This is a genomic window from Janthinobacterium sp. GW458P (genome assembly GCF_002127585.1).
In the GTDB taxonomy this organism is placed as follows: domain Bacteria; phylum Pseudomonadota; class Gammaproteobacteria; order Burkholderiales; family Burkholderiaceae_D; genus Janthinobacterium.
The window spans coordinates 21040-39588 of sequence record NZ_NEGZ01000027.1; the positions used below are offsets into that span (position 1 = coordinate 21040).

14 protein-coding genes are annotated in these 18549 nt (G+C 64.7%); 5 read left to right on the forward strand and 9 right to left on the reverse strand.

From position 1 onward, the window contains the following. Nucleotides 1-9 precede the first annotated feature (9 nt). Nucleotides 10-423, reverse strand: a complete 414-nt coding sequence (locus CBW50_RS15980; protein WP_086146477.1) for a DUF2069 domain-containing protein — start codon at nt 421-423, stop codon at nt 10-12. Further along, nucleotides 420-1028, reverse strand: coding sequence for an NAD(P)H:quinone oxidoreductase (wrbA, locus tag CBW50_RS15985; RefSeq protein ID WP_086146544.1), 609 nt, complete (start codon nt 1026-1028; stop codon nt 420-422). The genes CBW50_RS15980 and wrbA overlap by 4 nt, the downstream gene beginning before the upstream one ends. 67 nt (nt 1029-1095) lie before the next feature. Between wrbA and CBW50_RS15990 the strand changes: the two genes are divergently transcribed. Together CBW50_RS15990 and CBW50_RS15995 are read left to right on the forward strand one after the other, a co-directional pair. Continuing rightward, a complete protein-coding gene (locus CBW50_RS15990) occupies nt 1096-2472 on the forward strand; it encodes a YihY family inner membrane protein (protein WP_226935948.1) in 1377 nt (458 codons plus the stop codon). Between the two features lie 132 nt (nt 2473-2604). Continuing rightward, nucleotides 2605-3990 (forward strand): esterase-like activity of phytase family protein, encoded by a 1386-nt coding sequence (locus CBW50_RS15995; protein WP_253251949.1) that lies wholly within the window; start codon nt 2605-2607, stop codon nt 3988-3990. 73 nt (nt 3991-4063) lie between these two features. On the opposite strand, the gene CBW50_RS16000 is transcribed toward CBW50_RS15995, so the two are convergent. The 4 genes from CBW50_RS16000 to CBW50_RS16015 are packed head-to-tail and all read right to left on the reverse strand — an operon-like array spanning nt 4064 to nt 9658. Then, nucleotides 4064-6076 (reverse strand): WG repeat-containing protein, encoded by a 2013-nt coding sequence (locus tag CBW50_RS16000; RefSeq protein ID WP_086146479.1) that lies wholly within the window; start codon nt 6074-6076, stop codon nt 4064-4066. Between the two features lie 29 nt (nt 6077-6105). After that, a complete protein-coding gene (locus CBW50_RS16005) occupies nt 6106-7509 on the reverse strand; it encodes a PoNe immunity protein domain-containing protein (protein ID WP_172404783.1) in 1404 nt (467 codons plus the stop codon). 24 nt (nt 7510-7533) lie between these two features. Beyond that, on the reverse strand, nt 7534-8346 hold the full coding sequence (locus CBW50_RS16010; RefSeq protein ID WP_086146481.1) for an alpha/beta hydrolase: 813 nt from the start codon (nt 8344-8346) through the stop codon (nt 7534-7536). Nucleotide 8347: 1 nt separating this feature from the next. Next, entirely contained in the window at nt 8348-9658 is a 1311-nt protein-coding gene (locus CBW50_RS16015) for an O-acetylhomoserine aminocarboxypropyltransferase (RefSeq protein WP_086146482.1), read from the reverse strand. Between the two features lie 279 nt (nt 9659-9937). On the opposite strand from CBW50_RS16015, the gene CBW50_RS16020 reads away from it, so the two are divergent. Continuing rightward, nucleotides 9938-10558, forward strand: a complete 621-nt coding sequence (locus CBW50_RS16020; RefSeq protein WP_086146483.1) for a 2OG-Fe(II) oxygenase — start codon at nt 9938-9940, stop codon at nt 10556-10558. A 210-nt stretch (nt 10559-10768) separates the two neighbouring features. Further along, nucleotides 10769-11215, forward strand: a complete 447-nt coding sequence (locus tag CBW50_RS16025) for a CBS domain-containing protein (protein ID WP_010398828.1) — start codon at nt 10769-10771, stop codon at nt 11213-11215. A 71-nt stretch (nt 11216-11286) separates the two neighbouring features. Here CBW50_RS16025 and CBW50_RS16030 read toward each other — a convergent pair whose 3' ends face one another. Then, a complete protein-coding gene (locus CBW50_RS16030; RefSeq protein WP_086146484.1) occupies nt 11287-13548 on the reverse strand; it encodes an EAL domain-containing protein in 2262 nt (753 codons plus the stop codon). 434 nt (nt 13549-13982) lie between these two features. Between CBW50_RS16030 and aroC the strand changes: the two genes are divergently transcribed. Next, nucleotides 13983-15077 carry a chorismate synthase gene (aroC, locus tag CBW50_RS16035; RefSeq protein WP_086146485.1) on the forward strand — a complete coding sequence of 365 codons (1095 nt, stop codon included), beginning with the start codon at nt 13983-13985 and terminating at the stop codon, nt 15075-15077. A 207-nt stretch (nt 15078-15284) separates the two neighbouring features. On the opposite strand, the gene CBW50_RS16040 is transcribed toward aroC, so the two are convergent. Both CBW50_RS16040 and CBW50_RS16045 read right to left on the reverse strand, forming a co-directional pair. After that, the gene (locus CBW50_RS16040; RefSeq protein WP_086146486.1) at nt 15285-16781 is read right to left on the reverse strand and encodes an HDOD domain-containing protein; all 1497 of its coding nucleotides are present in this window, start codon (nt 16779-16781) and stop codon (nt 15285-15287) included. Beyond that, nucleotides 16778-18517: an EAL domain-containing protein gene (locus CBW50_RS16045; RefSeq protein ID WP_086146487.1), complete on the reverse strand. Its 1740-nt coding sequence runs from the start codon at nt 18515-18517 to the stop codon at nt 16778-16780. Before CBW50_RS16045 ends, CBW50_RS16040 begins: the two co-directional genes overlap by 4 nt. Nucleotides 18518-18549 lie beyond the last annotated feature (32 nt).

An 18549-nucleotide genomic window follows, 5' to 3' on the forward strand; every position in this document is an offset into this window, starting at 1 on the left:
GCTGTAGACTCATTTCTTGATGCTCACTTTATTCACTTTTTCCAGCAGTTCCCTGGCCATGCGCCTGGCTGCCTTTTTATACGGGCGCAGATACAGCACGGCACAGACAAAATACAGGCAGACGATGGCCGCCTCGCCCCAGGCCATCAGGGCCGAGGCAGGGTTCGTGTCGCTGTAGCCGCGCACCACGCCCTCGGTAAAATACAGCAGGATCACCATCGACGACCATTGCAGGGTATACACGTCGCGCTTGATGACGCCATACAGGGGGATGAGCAGGGGCGCCGCTTTCAGGGCCACCCAGGAGCCGCCCGGATGCAGGGGCGCGACGACGGTTTCCCACGCCAGGCACCAGACGATCAGGGTGGCGAGGCTGGCGATGGCGCCCCAGTGAAAATACTTGTGCAGAACGCCGTGCATCATGCGCCCGCCAGTTTCACGGCGTTTTCCGCCAGGCGCCGGCCCAGGGCCACGGCCAGGCGCTTTTCATCGTCGCTGACGGCCTTGTCGCCGGCGATGCCCGACCAGTGCGTGGCGCCGTAGGGCGAGCCGCCGGTGGAGGTGGTCATCAGTTCCGGGTGCGTGTAGGGCAGGCCCATGACCAGCATGCCGTGGTGGAAGAGGGGGATCATCATCGACAGCAAGGTCGATTCCTGGCCGCCGTGCAGGCTGCCCGTGGACGTGAACACGCAGGCGGGCTTGCCGGACAGGCTGCCGGCCAGCCAGTCGCTGGCCGTGCCGTCCCAGAAGTACTTCATGGCGGCGGCCATGTTGCCGAAGCGCGTGGGCGAGCCCAGGGCCAGGCCTGCGCATTCCTGCAGGTCGTCCAGTTCCACGTAGGGCGCGCCGTCCGGCGGCACCTCGGGCGCCGTGGCCTCGGCCACCGTGGAGACGGCGGGCACGGTGCGCAGGCGGGCGTCGCAACCGGGCACGCTTTCCACTCCCTGGGCAATCAGCTCGGCCAACTGGCGCGTGGCGCCATGGCGTGAATAAAACAATACGAGAATAATCAGATTGGTTGGCTTCATCATTGGTATTATAGGGCGCTTTACAGCCTGATACGACTGCTGTCATGGCGCCGTTCTGATTTTGCACATGTTTTCAAAATATATATTCCCCATCTTTCAATACCTGTGGCGCGCCCTGAGCATGGGACTGGCCGCCGTGCGCGGCCTGACCTGGTCCGAAACGCGCGACCTGCTGCAGTTCGCGCGCCGCCGCGTGCGCGAGGAGAGCCTGCCGCAGGTGGCCGGCAGCCTGACGTTCGCCACCGTGTTCGCGCTGGTGCCCCTGCTCACGCTGGCGCTGGCCATTTTCACCACCTTCCCCCTGTTTAATACCTTCCGCCACGCGCTGGAAGACTATTTCGTGCAAAGCGTGATGCCCAAGGGCATCTCGAACACCATCCTCGGTTATTTGACGACATTTGCCTCGAAGGCCACGCGCTTGTCGGCCATCGGCGCGGGCGCCCTGATCGTCACGTCGGTAGGCATGATGGGCTTGATCGAGCGCGTCTTCAACCGCATCTGGCGCGTGCGCCAGGAACGCCGCTGGACCAAGCGTTTGCTTGTCTACTGGGCCATCGTCACCCTGGGCCCGCTGCTGGTGGGCGTGTCGCTGACGGTGACGTCGCGCGTCTTCATGGCCACCAGCGGCGTGGTGGGCGCCGTGCCTTTCCTCGGCGCCGTGTTTTATACGCTGGTGTCGGTCGGCCTGACCATGCTGGCCTTCACCTTGCTGTACATCGCCGTGCCGAACCGCGACGTGGACTGGCGCGACGCGGCCTGGGGCGGCTTGCTGGCAGCGCTGGCCTTTGAGGTGGCGAAACGCGGCTTCGGCGAGTTCATCCAGGAATTTCCCACGTATTCGCGCATCTACGGCGCACTGGCCGCCTTGCCGCTTTTCCTCGTGTGGATATACCTGAGCTGGATGATCACGCTGGTGGGCGCCTTGCTGGTGGCGGCGCTGCCCGTCGTGAAATACGAGCGCTGGTGGTACGAGGCGGCGCCCGGCAGCGAATTCGTCGACGCCGTCGCCATCCTGAAAGTGCTGCACCGCGCCTGCCACTGCGCCGACTCGGCCCTGGTGGGCGCGGCCGAGATCCGCCGCAGCACGCGCCTGGGCTTCGAGGAAATGGAAACCCTGCTCGACAAGATGGTGCAGCAGGGCTGGGTGGGACGAGTCAACGTGGATGGCGCCGTGCGCGTGCAGTGGGGCAAGCGCGTGGCCGACAGTTCCGACCACTGGGTCTTGCTGGGCAACGTCAACCGCATTACGCTGGCCGACGTCTACCGCCTGTTCGTCTTCGGCGGCATGCGCGTGAACTCCGGCTATCCGGCCGGCTCCACCAACGAGCGCGACATCAAGGCGGCGGAAGAGGCTGCCGCGCTGGCCGCGCAGGTGGAAAACGCCGTGGAGCAGGGACTGGGCCTGAGCCTGGCGCAGCATTTCGGGGAAGTGCGCTGCAATTGACGGGCCCGGGCGGTGCGCGCGCTGCCTGCATCTGCCCCGCGCGATAGCGACGCATGTCATAGACTGGTCACCGAAGGCCGGTAAGCTTTCCTCTCCATTCATCTTGTAGAGGAAGCAAATATGCGTTGTCATTTGAGCGGTTTGAATTGGTGCCGCGGCTTGGCCATCGTGATGGTCAGCGGCATGCTGGCTGCCTGCGGCGGCAGTTCCTCTGCAGCTCCCGACGCGGTGCCCAAGGAGGGGGAGGGACTGCCGCACCAGCTTGTCGGCTGGGCAGCGTTGCCTGACACGGCGCGCTGGCCGGGGCCGATTTCCGGACAGTTCACGGCCGCGGCGCTTGGCGTCAGCCCGCCGTTTGCCAATGGCGTGCCGATTCCTGGCTTTTCCGCTCTGCTGAGGAATGACGACGGCAACTGGACTGCCATGGCCGACAATGGCTACGGCGCCAAGGGCAATTCGGCCGATTTCGTGCTCGGCCTGTATAACGTCAGCATCAACTTCCGCACGGATGCAGACGCCAGCAAGACGCCGGGCAGCATCAAGATCAACAGCTTCCTGGCCTTCAACGACGCCAGGGGTTTCTTAAACGACGGCAAGGGCGTCGATCTGAAAATCACGGCCGACTATGTCAACTACCCGAGCAACACCTCCGGCGGGCTGGTCTTTTCCGACAGCGGTATCGCCGTCGATGCGCGCATTCGCGCGGGCCGCCTGCTGACCGGTTTTGACTTCGACATTGAATCGCTCGCGCGCGCCGCCGATGGCACTTACTTCGTGGGCGAGGAGTTCGGTCCGTATATCTTGCACTTCGACAAAAACGGCACGCTCATGGGCGATCCTGTTCCCCATCCCTTCCTGCGCAGCCCGGCCAATCCGGAAGTGCTGGCCAAGGGCACCAGCATCACCCTGTCAGGCAGCCGCGGCTTCGAAAGCCTGGCCTATAACGCCGACCGCAGCCTGCTCTACGCGGTGCCGGAAGCGGCGCCAAGCGACCCATCGCTGCGGCCCGTTGCCGCGGACGAGCGCTACCTGAACATCTTCGAGTTCGACCCCGCCGCCATGCGCTACACGGGCAAGAACCTCGTGTACCGCAAGGATGGCGCGGCCAAGGATAATGGCGTCGTGATCGGCGACATGAGCAATGTCGGCGGCAGCAAGTTCGTGCTGATCGAGCGCGACGGCTTCTGGGGCACCAAGGCCGTGATCAAGCGCCTGTACCTGGTCGACCTGAAGGAGAAAGAGGCTGATGGCGCCCTCAGGAAAACGCTGCTGGTGGACTTGCTGAACATCGCCGACCCCAAAGGCATCGGCGGGCAGGCGAGCAATATGCCCGTGGGTAAGTTCAGCATGCCTTTCGACTCGGTGGAGAGCGTTGAAGTCCTCGATGCCCACACGCTGGTCGTGGCAATTGACACGAACTACCCCGGTGAAGACGGCCGCAAGCCAGGCAAGCCGGACGATACCGAAGTCATTACCCTGCGTTTTGACAAGGCGCTGTTCGATCGCTCCGTCAAGTAAGGACGCCCCTGGCCGGCAACGGCGCGCCATGTTGCCGGCCGGGTGCAATATCAGCAGACGGGCTGGCAAGCCGTCACAGCAGCACCGGCCGCAGGGTCGCCTGCAAGGCCGCCTTGCTGAACGCGGCTGCGTCCTGCGCCCGCACCACGCCCAGATAATACGTGTCTTCGCCACCGTGCATGTTGACCAGGCGCAGATGATGGGGCGCCAGGTGGGCGGCGATGGCGGCCAGGCCGTCGGCCATCGCGTCGCCATCCTTGCGCTCCGTCCAGGCAAAATCGCGCAGTGCTGGCAGGCCGATATGCTGGGCGATGCGCGGCACTTCATCGACGGCTTTCCAGTCCAGGGTGGTGCCGTGGCCCAGCGCATCGGCGGCCGTGGACCAGAGCAGGAAGAAACAGGCCGCCTCGGGCGTATCGCCTTCGTATTCCTCTTCCGGGTCGTCTTCCGCCAGCTCTTCCAGGGTGATGTCCACGCAGCGCGCGGCCAGTGCCGCATCGCCCAGCAAGAGCATCGCGGCCAGGGCGCGCAGCTGCTCGCGGTCGGCCTGTGCCAGGATCTGCGCCGGCGTAAAGCTGCGGCGCTTGGCGGCCTGTTTCTCGGGCTTTTGCTTGCCCAGCCCCATGGCCTCGCTCAACTGGGCCGCGATGGCCGCCTTGAAGTTTTCCACCGTGTCGAACTGTTCCAGCAACTGGCCCGCGAAATCCATGCTCCAGGCCATGCCATCGTTGACCACGTATAAAAAGTCGCTTTGCACGGCCACGCCGCGCAGATGGTGGGCGGGCGGATACAAGGGCGTAAACGCCGGTTTTCCGTCCAGGGCCAGCATGCACGCGAGGCCCTGCGCATCGATGGCGAAGATCAGGTTCTTGCGCAATTTGGGCGGCGACGAGGTGGTGGCGCAGTCGATGGCTTCGTACTGGCAGGGCGCCAGCAGCTCGCCCTGGCTATTGATCAGCCCAAACAGGAAGCGCCCGGCCACGCGCTGGCTGACGATGGCGATTTTTTTCTTCGTGCCGAAATCCTGCACGGAGCAGTAAGCGGGCGGCACGATAACCTTGCCCATCTTGTCGATCACGCCATGCACATTGCGCCTGTCGTCATCGTTTGTCTCGCCTGTCTGGCGCTCGATGTCGATCAAGCCGTCGTCGCGCTGGCACATGTTATCCACCCTGTCGATGAGCGGCGCGCCGTCGGGCAGGCGCAGCAAGCGGCTGGCGCCGTCCAGGGCGATTTGCTGTACCAGATGGGGGCTGATGACGTACAGGGCGCCGGGGGACGGCGGCAGCACCACCGTGCCGTTGAGGTCCAGCACGCCGTGTGCATCGGGGGCGTCCGCCGTGGCAAAGGTGATCCATCCATCGTCCGCGTAGTAAACGCCCAGCTCCACATAGCGCTGCGACAGCGGCACGATCCAGCGGCCATAGGGCGTGACCAGGCCGGTGACGTCCGGTTCAGCGGCGGCGCTGACTGCATAGCACAGCGCGTCCTCCTCCCATCCCATCACTTCCAGGCCTTGCAGGAAAGGCAGTGCGTCCGCGCCGAGTTCCTCGACATCGGCCAGCTGCGCCTCGACCGTGGCCGACCAGTAGCCGGTGGCGGGCGAGGCGGCGCCGGCGGCCAGCAGGGGCGCCAGCGCTGCCTTGTCGCCGCGCAGCAGGGCGGCATGCAGGGCGTGCGCTTCGGCGCGCAGGGCGTCGAGTCCGGCCGCGTATTCCGGCGTGCCGATATCGTGGGGGATCAGCTGCACGCAATCGAGGATCAGCCACGGCTGGCCGCCCGCCAGCAGGCTGCTGATGGCGCCGCGCGCGACGATGGCGGCCGCGTCGCGCGGCCGGTCCATGAGCGTGGATAATGCTTGCCAGCTCGCCTGCGCCTGCGCCATCGGCGCGGCCAGCACGCAGGGGCAGTCTTCGCCATCGCCGTAGATGGGCCAGGCGACGGCTTGCGTGCCGGCGCCGATGAGCAGCTTGAACAGCACGGGCACGTCCAGCCGCCATTCAGCCAAGCCCGTGATCGTCTCGGTGTCGAAGCCGTCCTGGCCGGGTAAGAATGCGGTACTGAACAGGGCTGCGGTATTGATCATTGATATTTATCTAAAAGTAAACGGGGCATTCAGGGCGTGGGCGGCATCACCCAGTGGGCCAGCGCGCTGCGCTCTAGGCCAAGGTGCTTGGCCACGGCGGCTGCCTCGAAGGCCCACAGGCCGTAATAGCCGCCCAGGCCTTGCGCGCGCAAATGGCCGTTGAACCAGTCTTCGTGCACCAGCGCGCCATGCCAGCGGGCCAGGTAGTGCCGCAGGTGTTCGAGTCGCTGCGCTGGGTCGTCCGCGTCCAGGCACTCGAACAGGGCGGAATAGGGTTCGGCGAAATACCATTCGTCGACGGCGGGACGCTGCGCATCGATGGTCGACAGCAGCGCCTCAACCACGCCGTCTTCGCCATCGAAGGCCGTCTGCAGGGCGGCCAGGCGCTTGGCCAGGTCGTGGCGGCCGAACAGCAGGGCCGCGCCCAGCAACTGCAGGTTGCGCGCGTAATCCGTCAATTGTTCGAAATCAAAGGCGGGCAAGGCATCGTCATCGTAGGCGGCGGCCAGGGCCGCGCGCGCCGTTTCGCAGGCGGCGACGGCCGCTTCCAGCGCCGTCTCCACGTCAGGCAAGGGCAGGCCGGCCGTGTAGCGCAGCGAGAATATCTGGTAAGCCACGCTGGCGGCGGCGCACGCCCAGTAGGCGTCATCGCCGCCATCGATTTCCGCCTGTGCCTGCGCGCGTCCGTAGGCGGCCAGCAGGACGTCAAGATAGGCCAGGTTGCGGGCAAAATCGAAGGGGGTAGCGAAAGGCGCGGGCGGCGTCTGGCGCGGCGCGTGGGGCCACGGTTCCTGCGCTGGCAGACAGACATCGGCGCATTCGCGCTGGATGGCCCAGTCGGCGAAGATTTGCTGCAAATATGCCGCCGTCTCGTCGTCGTGGGCGATGGCGCCGGCGCCCACCAGGGTCGTGCCCAGCAGGGTGTAGCCTGGAAAGCGGCTGCTTTCGTAGGCGATGGTGGTCACGCTCTGGATGGCCTTGCCGTCGCTCAGGTCGCGCACGCGGAAGTACACATCGTCCCAGCCCGCCAGCGGCGGCGCTGGCGCTTCGTTCGGCAGGGTGCTCCAGCTGCCGTCCGCCTGCTCTTCATAGGCGTCGAGCAGTTCGTCCAGGCCTCCGGGGCGGTCGATGCGGTTGTTGGCATCGTATTGCAGGCCCAGTTCGGCCGCAAACGCGGCCGCGTGGCGGCCCGCGAAGACCAGGTACTGGGCGTTCAGGGTGCCGACCAGCAGGTCGCTCGCCTGGCCCGCCACTGTCAGCGCCTGCGGCAGCCGGAACCAGTGGTGGCCGGGGATGCCGGCCATGGGGCCGTTTTCGTCCGCCTGCGGGTTATTGAAACGCAGCTGTTGCAGCCAGTTGTAGCGTTCATGCCGCTCCGCCTCCGTGCCGCTGCCGCGGCCGGTCAATTCATCGAACAGGGTATTCAACAACATGTGCATCTATCCTAAAAAAAGCGTTCATGCCGCTGCCGTTTGCGCAAACGCAAACAGCGCGTCGAGCACGGCGTCCGGCTGCTCGGCCATCAATTCATGTCCGCTGTCGACCTGCACCACCGTGCCATGCGCGATGGCCGCTGTCAGCAGCCGGGTCGACTTGGGCGGCGTCATCATGTCGCGCGCGCCGAAAATGAATAAAGTCGGGCAGTGTACCGAAGCGGCGGCGATTTCGCCGTTCGCGTAGGCATTGCAGGCAAAAAAATCCGTATGAAACACGTGATCGGGGTTGAGGGCGGCGATGCGCTGCTTCAGGCGCCGCGCGCCGCCCATGGCGTAAAAGCCGGGGCCGGGAAACGACGGCTTTTGCGCGATCGACGAGTGCGACCAGATATTGACCATGTCGATGGCCGCCTGTTCATCGTTGAGCGACGTTTCCAGCAGGGCCGGCGAGACTTTCATCGGATAGGTGGCGCCCAGCATGGCCAGGTGGCTGACGCGATCCGGCGCCAGGTGCGCCGCTTCCAGCGCGATCAGTGAGCCCATGCTGTGGCCGATGAGCATGGCCCTGGCCGCGCCGGCGGTGTCCAGCACGGCCAGGACCCAGCGCGCCAGTTCTGCGACAGTATCCTTTGCCGCGCCGCCGCTGCGGCCGTGGCCCGGCAAGTCGACGGCCAGCACATTCCAGCCGTGGTGGGCGAAATAGCGCGTCTGCAGGGCCCATACGCTATGGTCATTCTGCGCGCCGTGGATGAAGACGGCCGTGGGTTGATTGGGATCAAACGCTTTGCCGCCCGTGTAGCAGTAGGCCGCGGTGTTGTCGATGGTGAGCAGCATGTCAGGCGCCTTTCTGCGACAGTTTCAGGCCACGGGCCAGGTCTTCGATCAAATCGTCGGCGTCTTCCAGGCCCACCGACAGGCGCATGGTGCCCTGCGTGATGCCGGCCTGTTCCAGCTGTTCGTCGGGCACGCGGAAATGCGTGGTGGAGGCGGGGTGGATGACGAGCGACTTGGCGTCGCCCACGTTGGCCAGGTGCGAGAATACTTTCAGGCTGTCGACGAAGCGCTGGCCCGCCGCGCGGTCGCCGCGCAGATTGAAGGTGAAGACGGCGCCCGCGCCTTTCGGCAGCAGGGTTTTGGCCAGTTCATAGTCGGGATGCGACGGCAGTTCCGGGTAGGACACCGATGCCACGGCCGGATTGGCCAGCAGGAAGTCGACCACCTTGCGCGTGTTGGCCACGTGGCGGTCCATGCGCAGGCCCAGGGTTTCGATGCCTTGCAGGATGGCGAAGGCGTTGTGCGGGCTCATGACGGCGCCGAAATCGCGCAAGCCTTCGCGCCGCGCGCGCAGGGCGAACGGCGCCACCGTCGATTCCTCGGCGAAGACCATGCCGTGGAAGCCCTCATACGGTTCGCACAGTTCGGCAAAGCGGCCCGTCTTGTCGTAGGCCGCCTGCCAATCAAAAATGCCGCCGTCGACCAGCAGGCCGCCGATGGCCGTGCCGTGCCCGCACAGGAACTTGGTGGCCGAGTGGAACACCAGGTCGGCGCCATGCTCGAAGGGGCGCAGCAAATAGGGAGTGGTAAACGTCGAGTCGACCATCAACGGCAGCTGGTGCTCGTGCGCCAGGGCGGCAATCTGGGGGATGTTCAGCACGTCGAGGCCGGGATTGCCCAGGGTTTCGCCGAACAGCACTTTCGTGTTCGGGCGGATGGCGCTGCGCCAGGCGTCCACGTCGCGCGGGTCGACGAAGGTGGTGTCGATGCCGAAGCGTTTTAATGTATATGCCAGCAGATTGTGCGAGCCGCCGTACAGGGCGCGCGAGGCAACGATGTGCGAGCCGGCGCCGGCGATGGTGGACAGGCCCAGGTGCATGGCGGCCTGGCCGCTGGCCGTGGCGATGCCGGCCACGCCGCCTTCGAGGGCGGCGATGCGCTCTTCGAGCACGGCGTTGGTGGGATTCGAGATGCGCGAGTACACATGGCCGGCCCGCTCCATATTAAATAGCGAGGCCGCGTGCTCCGAACTCTTGAAGGCGAACGAGGATGTGAAATGGATGGGCGTGGCGCGCGCGCCCGTGGCCGGGTCGGGCGCGGCGCCCGCATGCAGGGACAAGGTGTCAAAACCGGGGTATTTCGGGCCGCTCATGGTGTCTCCGCCAAGTTTTATAGTGGCAAGATCGTAACCTTTTTCAGGAAGGAACAAAAGGGCGGGCGTGCAGGGCGCATGGCGCCGTGGCGGCGCGCGCCCAGGGTAACCTGAAGTCGAAAAAAAGTGACTGGCGCGGCGCGGCGGTGGTAGGATATCGGGTCAGCGATTTTCGCGCTGCACCGGCCCTCGCGCGTGCGCCGCGAGGCGGGCAGCGGCACGTCAGCGAAATCCTGGACTTCAGGCGCACTCTCATTGCATGTCCACCAGGAAAATCGTATGCCCGCATTACCGTTCGACGGCGACCTTGCCGTACCCGGACCTTCCATAGTCGACGGCCTCTGCCACGCAGGCTGGGTCATGCAGGAGCATTTCATTCCCCCCGAACTGAGCCGCCAGCTGGCCGCCGAGTGCGTGCAATCCATGCTCAGCGGCAAGATGAAGGGCGCCGGCGTGGGCAGCGGCCATGCACCCCTGCTGCAGCCGGATATCCGCGGCGACCATATCGCATGGCTGGAAACGGGCAGGTCCGGCGCCTGCGACAGCTATCTGCAGCACATGGAAGCGCTGCGCCAGACCCTGAACCGGGAATTGTTCCTGGGGCTGGACGAGTACGAAAGCCATTTCGCCCTGTACGCACCGGGCGCCTTTTACCGGGCTCATCTGGACCGTTTCCGCGACGACGACAAGCGCACGGTGTCCGTCGTGCTCTACCTGAACGAGGACTGGCTGCCCGAGCACGGCGGCGCGCTGCGCTTGCACCCCGATGGCGGTCAGGTGGATATCTTGCCGCAAGCGGGGCGCATGGCCATGTTCCTGTCGGGCGAGATGCTGCACGAAGTGCTGCCGACGGCGCGCCAGCGTCTTTCCATTGCCGGTTGGTTCCGCCGCAGAGGCTGACGACGTCCAAGCAAAACCACTGCGCATCCCGGCCACGCCGCGCATCGGCTCGCTACGTTTTTGCCAGACGTCTTGATAGTGCATCTTGTTGCTTGCAATCCCCCTCGATTTGATTACGCGCAAGGCTGGATTTTTCCGCAGGCATAGGCTACAGTCGCAGTAAGGGCTTAGAATAACTAAAATACCAATCACGCGGACAGGACGGCCAATATGAAAGTATCTGAAATTCTCCAAGTCAAGGGCAACATCCTCTACACGGTCACGCCTGACCAGCCCCTGCTTGACGCGGCCAATACCATGGCTGAAAAAGACATCGGTTCGCTGGTGGTCATGGAATTTGGCGACCTGGTCGGCATGCTGACCTTCCGCGAGGTGCTCAACGCCTTGCATGAAAACGCGGGCCAGATCGGCGGCGGCACCGTGCGCAAGCACATGGACGATCACCCGATCACCGTCACGCCCGATACGGAAGTAAACGAAGTGCGCCGCATCATGCTGGAAAAGCATGCGCGCTACCTGCCTGTCATGAATGCCAAGACCTTGCTGGGCGTCATTTCCTTCTACGACGTGGCGCGCGCCGTGCTCGAAGCGCAGAGCTTTGAAAACCAGATGCTCAAGGCCTACATCCGCGACTGGCCGGCCGAAACAACAGACTGAAATGCAATAATGCAGTAAAAACAACGCCGGCAACCGCCGGCGTTTTGTATTGCAAAGGAGCAAGGCGGCGCCTACGCCGCCCCTTGCAGCGCCTCGTTGTTCAGCCAGGTGCCCAGCGCCGTGGCCGTCATGGGGCGGGCGAACAGGAAACCTTGCGCCATGGGGCAGCCCAGCGCCTGCAAAATCTGCGCCTGGCGCTCGTCTTCCACGCCTTCGGCGATGACGGCCAGGCCCAGGTTGCGGCCCAGCTGGATGACCATTTCGGCAATGCTGCTGCCGCGCGCGGAGCCGGTGATCTCGGTGACGAAGGCGCGGTCGATTTTCAGGCGGTCAACCTGCAGGCGCTGCAGGTAGGACAGTGACGAAAAGCCCGTGCCGAAGTCGTCGATGGCGATGCTCACGCCCGTCTGCTTGATCTGCCACAACATCTTGATCAATAAATCGGGCTCTTCCATGGCCATCGATTCCGTGATTTCCAGCTCGATGAACTCGGGCGGCGCCTGCGTCTCTTCCAGCGCCGCGCGCAGCATTTCCAAAAATAGCGGGTGGCGGAACTGCACTTGCGACACGTTGACGGACATGACGAAGTTGCGGTGGCCCTGTTCGCGCAGCAGCACCAGTTCACGGCAAGCCGTGCGCAGCACCCATTCGCCCAGGTCGATGATGATGCCCGAGTACTCGGCAATCGGGATGAAGCGGTCGGGCGAGATGAATTTGCCGTCCGGCGTCTGCCAGCGCAGCAGCGCTTCGGCGCCCACGGGGCGGCGCGTGGTCAGGTCGATCTGCGGCTGATAGACGACAAACAGCTGGTCCTGGCTGAAGGCCGTGCGCAGCGCGTGCATCATGCGCACGCGCTCGCGGATCTCGATGCCCATGCTGCGCGAGAAATAGAAGTGGCCGGCCCGCTGCTGGCTTTTCGCCCGTTTCAGGGCGATGTCGGCGTCTTTCAGCGCGTCGGCGCCCGTGCCCGTGTGTTCGCCCAGGCGCACCAGGCCCAGGGTGGCGGACAATTGCACGTCCTGCCCGTCGATGCTGAACGGGGTCTGGAACAGGGCCAGGATATTGGCCGGATTGACTTGCGAGGAGTCGCCCAGCACGCAGAAGATGTCGCCGCCCAGGCGCGCCACCGTCAGCTGCGGCCCGAGCTGGGTTTGCAGGCGGCCCGCCACGGCGACGAGCAGCATGTCGCCGAACTGGTGGCCCAGCGCGTCGTTGGTTTCGGCAAAGTGGTCGAGGTCGACCAGCGACAGGGTGGCGTCGTCGCGCGCCGGACCGGCCAGGGTGGCGTCGAGGATTTCCACCAGGCGCGTGCGGTTGGGCAGCTTCGACAATTGATCGTAGAAGGCCGCATTATGCAGGTGCGACACCAGCTCGACGTTGTCGAGACCCACGGCGACGTTGCTGCAGAACACTTCCAGCAGGCTTTCATCGATGGCCGAGAGGGGGCGCGGCAGCAGCAGGTAGGCGGCCGCGTCGCGGCTGGCCTTGCCGGCGAAATACAGCGTGGCATAGTCGTGCGCATACACATTGCGCCGCTGCGCCAGCGTATGCTCGATGGCGGCCATCACGCGGGGGTTCTGCACGCCGCACAGGGCGCTGTGCGGCAGGCCGGAAAAGCTGCCGGTGCAGGCCGCGACGAGCAGCTCCTTGCCGCCGCTGTCCTGCAAGTCCTGCACGCACAGCACGCCGTCGGCGCGGATGCCCAGCAGGTCGGCGATCTGCGCCAGCACGCCGGCCGAGAAATTCTGCACGCCGTGCAGCGCCATCAGCTGGGTGCTGGCGTGGACGATCTGGTCCAGGCCGCGCCGGCTGCTGCTGATCGAGCGTATCTGTTCGTAGGAGCGGATGGCCGCCGTCACCGTGGTAAACAGCTTTATGCGCGTCAACTCGGACTTGGTCTTGTAGTCGTTGATGTCGAAATCGCGGATGGCGTCGATTTCCGGCGCATAACCGGGCTGGCCCGTGCGCAGGATGATGCGCACATCCGTCATTTTCAGGGTTTCGCGGATGTAGCGCACCAGGTGCAGGCCCGCGTCGTCCTGCTCCATCACCACGTCGAGCAGGATGACGGCGATGTCGCTTTCATGCTTGAGCAGTTCGCGCGCCTGGCCGGCCGAATACGCATGCACGAATTCCAGCGGGCGGTGCTGCATTTCCAGGTTGCCCAGGGCGAAAGTGGTGGTGGAGTGGACGTCTTCATCGTCGTCGATGATCATCACCCGCCAGACGCTGCGCGCCGCGGCCGTCGTCGGCGCCGCTGGTTGTTCATCGAGGAATACCAGGTCGTCGTGATCGTCCTTGTTGGCGTCAAGGGGGATGATCGGTGCGGGCATGTATAGCTTCTCCAGGATGACTCAGTACGGGATGTGAGCACATCAGAAATGTCCATGGCGTTGTTGCACCGCCTCGCCGTACTTGCGTACTGTCTTCGGCGGTGCGCCTAGCCCTGGCCATTTCTGATGCACTCAGGTCGCATCGAAAATGTAGCACTCAGGTGCTGCCGAGGCTCGCACATTTTCTGATGGTCCATCGTCCAAGTATATAGCTATTTAATAAGCAAAATGTTTTTTTAAGCCTATTCCGTAGGGCAATATTTCTTGAATTGCATGATTGCAACTCATATTTGGTGTTTTTTATATGAAAAAAAACACGGTATTTGAAAATGGCGATTTTAGCGGGGCAATATCGGCCTTGCTGCGGCATTAGCGGCATGGCATGCCCCGCAGGCTGGTAGAATTGAGTTTTCCAGTCCTCACCACTTCCTACTATGTCCGGCAATTCTTTTGGCAAGCTGTTTACTGTTACCACTTTCGGCGAATCGCACGGTCCGGCCATCGGCTGCGTGATCGACGGCTGTCCGCCGGGATTGACCCTGTCCGAAGCCGACATCCAGCCCGAGCTGGACCGCCGCAAGCCGGGCACCTCGCGCCACGTGACGCAGCGCCAGGAATCGGATACGGTGGAAATCCTCTCCGGCGTGTACCAGGGCGTGACGACGGGCACGCCCATCGCGTTACTGATCCGCAATGAAGACCAGCGCAGCAAGGATTACGGCAATATCGCGGAAAGCTTCCGCCCCGGCCACGCCGACTACACCTACTGGCACAAATACGGCGTGCGCGACCCGCGCGGCGGCGGGCGCTCCTCGGCGCGCCTGACGGCGCCCGTGGTGGGCGCGGCGGCGATTGCCAAGAAATGGCTGCTGCAGCAGTACGGCACCACGTTCAAGGGCTGCATGAGCCAGCTGGGCGACATTGCCGTGCCGTTCCAGTCCTGGGACCACGTGCATGCGAACCCCTTCTTTGCCGCCAGCGCTGACGCCGATCTGATCGCGCGCATGGAAGCGGCCATGGATCAATTGCGCCGCGACGGCGACTCCATCGGCGCGCGCATCGACGTGATCGCGCAAAACGTGCCTGTCGGCCTGGGCCAGCCCATCTACGACAAGCTCGACGCCGACATCGCCTACGCCATGATGGGCATCAATGCCGTCAAGGGCGTGGAAATCGGCGCCGGCTTCGATTCGGTGGCGCAAAAGGGTTCCGAGCACGGCGACGAACTGACGCCGGAAGGCTTTATCGGCAATAACGCGGGCGGCGTACTGGGCGGCATCTCGACGGGGCAGGATGTCAGCGTCTCGATCGCCATCAAGCCGACGTCGTCGATCCGCACGCCGCGCCGCTCGATTGACAAGGAGGGCAATCCCGTGATGGTGGAAACGTTCGGCCGCCACGACCCCTGCGTGGGCATCCGCGCCACGCCGATCGCCGAAGCCATGCTGGCGCTGGTGCTGATCGACCACGCCCTGATGCACCGCGCGCAATGCGGCGATGTGTCGGTATCGACGCCTAAGTTGAAATAAGCTGAATGTTGTCGGATCACGGGCCTGCGGCCCTGATCCGACCTGCGACCTGGATGGTCGTTTTCTCGTTTAACAACGACACTTGCGACACCTGACAAAACCATAGCGAGCGGAAGGGAGAGGTGGCTAAGAAGCGCAACCGTACGATAGTACGGTGAGCATCGCAGGCCGCCTATCCCGACGCGCAGCAGGTTTGGTCAGGTGTTCTCACGCCACCTTATTTGCCACCAGCTCGAGCTGATGGCGCATCTCCACCGACTGCACCAATAACGCCCGGATATCGTTGATCAGGTTGAATTCCGTCTGGTTCAATTGAATCGGCGGGAAGCTGTCGTCCCAGTCGCCGTACAAGAATCCCGTGGGGTGGCCGTTGGCCGACAGCGGCAGCACGACGAAGCTGCGCGCTTCCGACAGCGTCGCTTTCCACCATTGCGGCAGCTTGGCGGCAAATTTCGGGTCGCGCGCATTGTCGATGAAGATCACGCGGTCGCTGTTGAGGGCCGCGTGGAACACGTTCGGCTCATACGCGTCGCCAAACACCATCAGGTCCTGCAGGTCGGACATGCCTTCGCCCATGCTGACGCGGGCCGAATACAGGTGATCCTTGTGATTGCGCACGAACGCCACCGAGCGCGAAAAATCGAAGCCCTGGTGCAGCGTTTCGAGCGCCATCGACACCATTTGCCCGGGGCTGGCGCTGCCGATGGCGCCGCGCAGGTCGGCCAGGCCGCCGATCAGCACGCGGTTGCCCTCGGCGCGCATGCGCGTCGACGCCAGCTGGCGCGCGCGCCGTTCCGCCGGTTTCGACAGGGGCGCGATCGACAGATCGGCCGCCGCCATGGCCTTGGCCTTGTCCACCGCCACCACCAGGTCCGTCGCCGCGATGCCCAGGGTGCCCGCATAATCGTCGATCAGCGCGTGCACCTGCGCCGCGCCGGCCGCGTCGTCGTGCCACAGCGAGTCGGCGCAGCGCGCCGCCATGGTCGACAGGCCCGCCATCCAGTCGGCGCCGCTGACGGGCGCGTTGTCCGGCGACGGGTCCATCGGGCGCATGCCGTTGATCAGGTGCTGCGGCAAGCCCCAGTGGGCGGCCGTGGCATAGCCCACTTCCGGCAGCGACAGGCCGAGGATTTCGCGCGCGGCGGCCGCCTCGTTGCCGGGCCCCGCGTGCGCCTGCATGCGGGCCCAGAAGTCCGTCATGTAGAACGTCACCATCATGCGTCCCAGGGTGTGCAGCATCGAGCAGACGACGGCCTGCTCGGCCTGCAGGCTGCCGGCGCTGGTGGCCACCTGCTGCGCCACCATCCCGGCCAGCACGGCCTTTTCCATTTCCACGTGGGCGCTGACGGAGTCGGGCGACGCCTGCGACAGCTCCTCGATCAGCTTCAGTCCCAGCGCCAGGTGGCCGATGGCGTCGATGCCCAGCACCAGCACGGCTTTCGATACCGTGTTGACGCGCTGGCCGAAGGCCGAGTACATGCCGCTGTTGGCCAGCCTGAGCACCTTGTGCGTGAGGACAGGGTCGGACAGCACCGTTTGCGTGATGTCGAATTCGTGGTCATCCTCGCCGCGCATGGCGCCCAGGATGGCGCTGATGGCTTTGGCGAAGCCGGGCATGTCGCCCTGCTGGCGCGTGCGCGCCCACAGCAGGTCAAGGGTGTTTTTGCCGAGCTGGGTCGGCGCCGTGAAATGACCGGGATTCATTGCACACCTCCGCGCGGTTCATTGGCAGGCGGCGTGGGCACCAGCGCCGCATAGGTTTTTTCGCTCAAGGCCGACAGCGCGGCGTGGGCCGGCATCGGCTTGCCCGTCAGGTAGCCTTGCACGTACTGGCAGCCGCGCGACTCCATGAAGTGCATCTGCTCCTCCGTTTCCACGCCTTCGGCCACCACCGACAGGTTCAAGTGCTTGGCCAGGTCGAGAATGGTGTTGCAGATGGCCGCGTCCTTGCTCGATTCGGGCAAGTCCTTGATGAAGGTGCGGTCGATCTTCAGCACGGAAATGGGGAAGCGCTTCAGGTAGGCCAGCGAGGAATAGCCGGTGCCGAAATCGTCGATGGCGATGCGCGCGCGGCGCTCCGTCATCTTGCACAGGATGGTTTCCGCATGCACGGGATCGATCATCAGCGTGCCTTCCGTGATCTCCAGCACCAGGTGTTCGCCCGAAAGCCCCGAAAAGGCGATGGCGTCGTCGAGCACGTCGAGGAATTTATCGTTGCGGAACTGGCGCGGGCTGATGTTGACGGAAATGTACAGCGCCCGCCTGGCCACTTCCTGGAACTGCTTGAGCTGCACGCAGGCCGCCTTCAGGGCCCAGGCGCCCAGCAGGTTGATCAGGCCGTTCGCCTCGGCGATCGGGATGAAGCGCACGGGCGGCACCAGGCCCAGGGTAGGGTGCTTCCAGCGCATCAGGGTTTCAAAGCCCTGGATCTGGCGCGTGTGCGCGTCGACGATGGGCTGGTAGAAGAGCAGGAATTCGCCTTCGCGCACGGCGTGGAACATGGCCGCTTCCAGAGAAATGTCGTGTTCCGACGGGCCATTCAGGCGCGGGCTGTAGACGAGGCAGCGGGCCTTGCCCGTCTCCTTGGCGCGCGACATGGCCGCATCGGCCAGCGCCACCAGGCGCACTTCGTCTTCCGCATGCAGCGGATAAATCGATACGCCGACGGACGCCCCCACGTAGATCGTATGTCCCTCGACTTCGAACGGCGCCTGCAGGGTGGCCAGCAGGCGCCCCGTCACCAGCTTGATCTGCGCGTCGGTGGCGCTGCCGGGCAGCACGGCGACAAATTCATCGCCGCCCACGCGGGCCAGGGTGTCGCTGTCGCGCAGGGTCTTGCGCAGGCGCGCCGCGGCCAGGCGCAGCACGGCGTCGCCGACCGGGTGCCCCAGGCCGTCGTTGACCTTTTTGAAGCCATCGAGGCCGATGGTGGCCACGGAAAAGCCCTGGCCCGAGCGGGCGGCCTGGGCGATCACCATGCGGATGCGGTCCGACAGCAGCAGCCGGTTCGGCAAGCCGGTCAGCGCATCGTGCGTGGCCATGTGGCGCAGGCGTTCTTCCGTATTGTGCTGGGCCGAGGTGTCGCGCCCGACCACCAGCAATTCGGCCACGCCGGCCGCGTTCATATAGGAAGACAGGCGCAGCTCGAACCAGATCTCCTGGTCCGGCGTCTGCAGCCGCACTTCCAGCCGCCCCGGTTCTTCCAGCGCGTCTTCCAGCGCCGCCTGCAGCGCCGCGCGCGACGCTTCGGCCGCCAATGGCAGCAGCAAATGGCCGGACAGGCCCAGTGGCGCGCCGAACAGGGTGGCCGCGCGTCTGCTGGCGAACAGGATCAGGCCGTCCGCATCGAGCCGGAACACGACGTCGCCAGCCTCTTCCATGAGGTTGTCCAACTCGTGGCGGGCCTCGCGGTGGGCGGCGGATGGGGTACTGGAAAACATCGTGCTGGATTTAACCTTTATCAGTGCCGGCG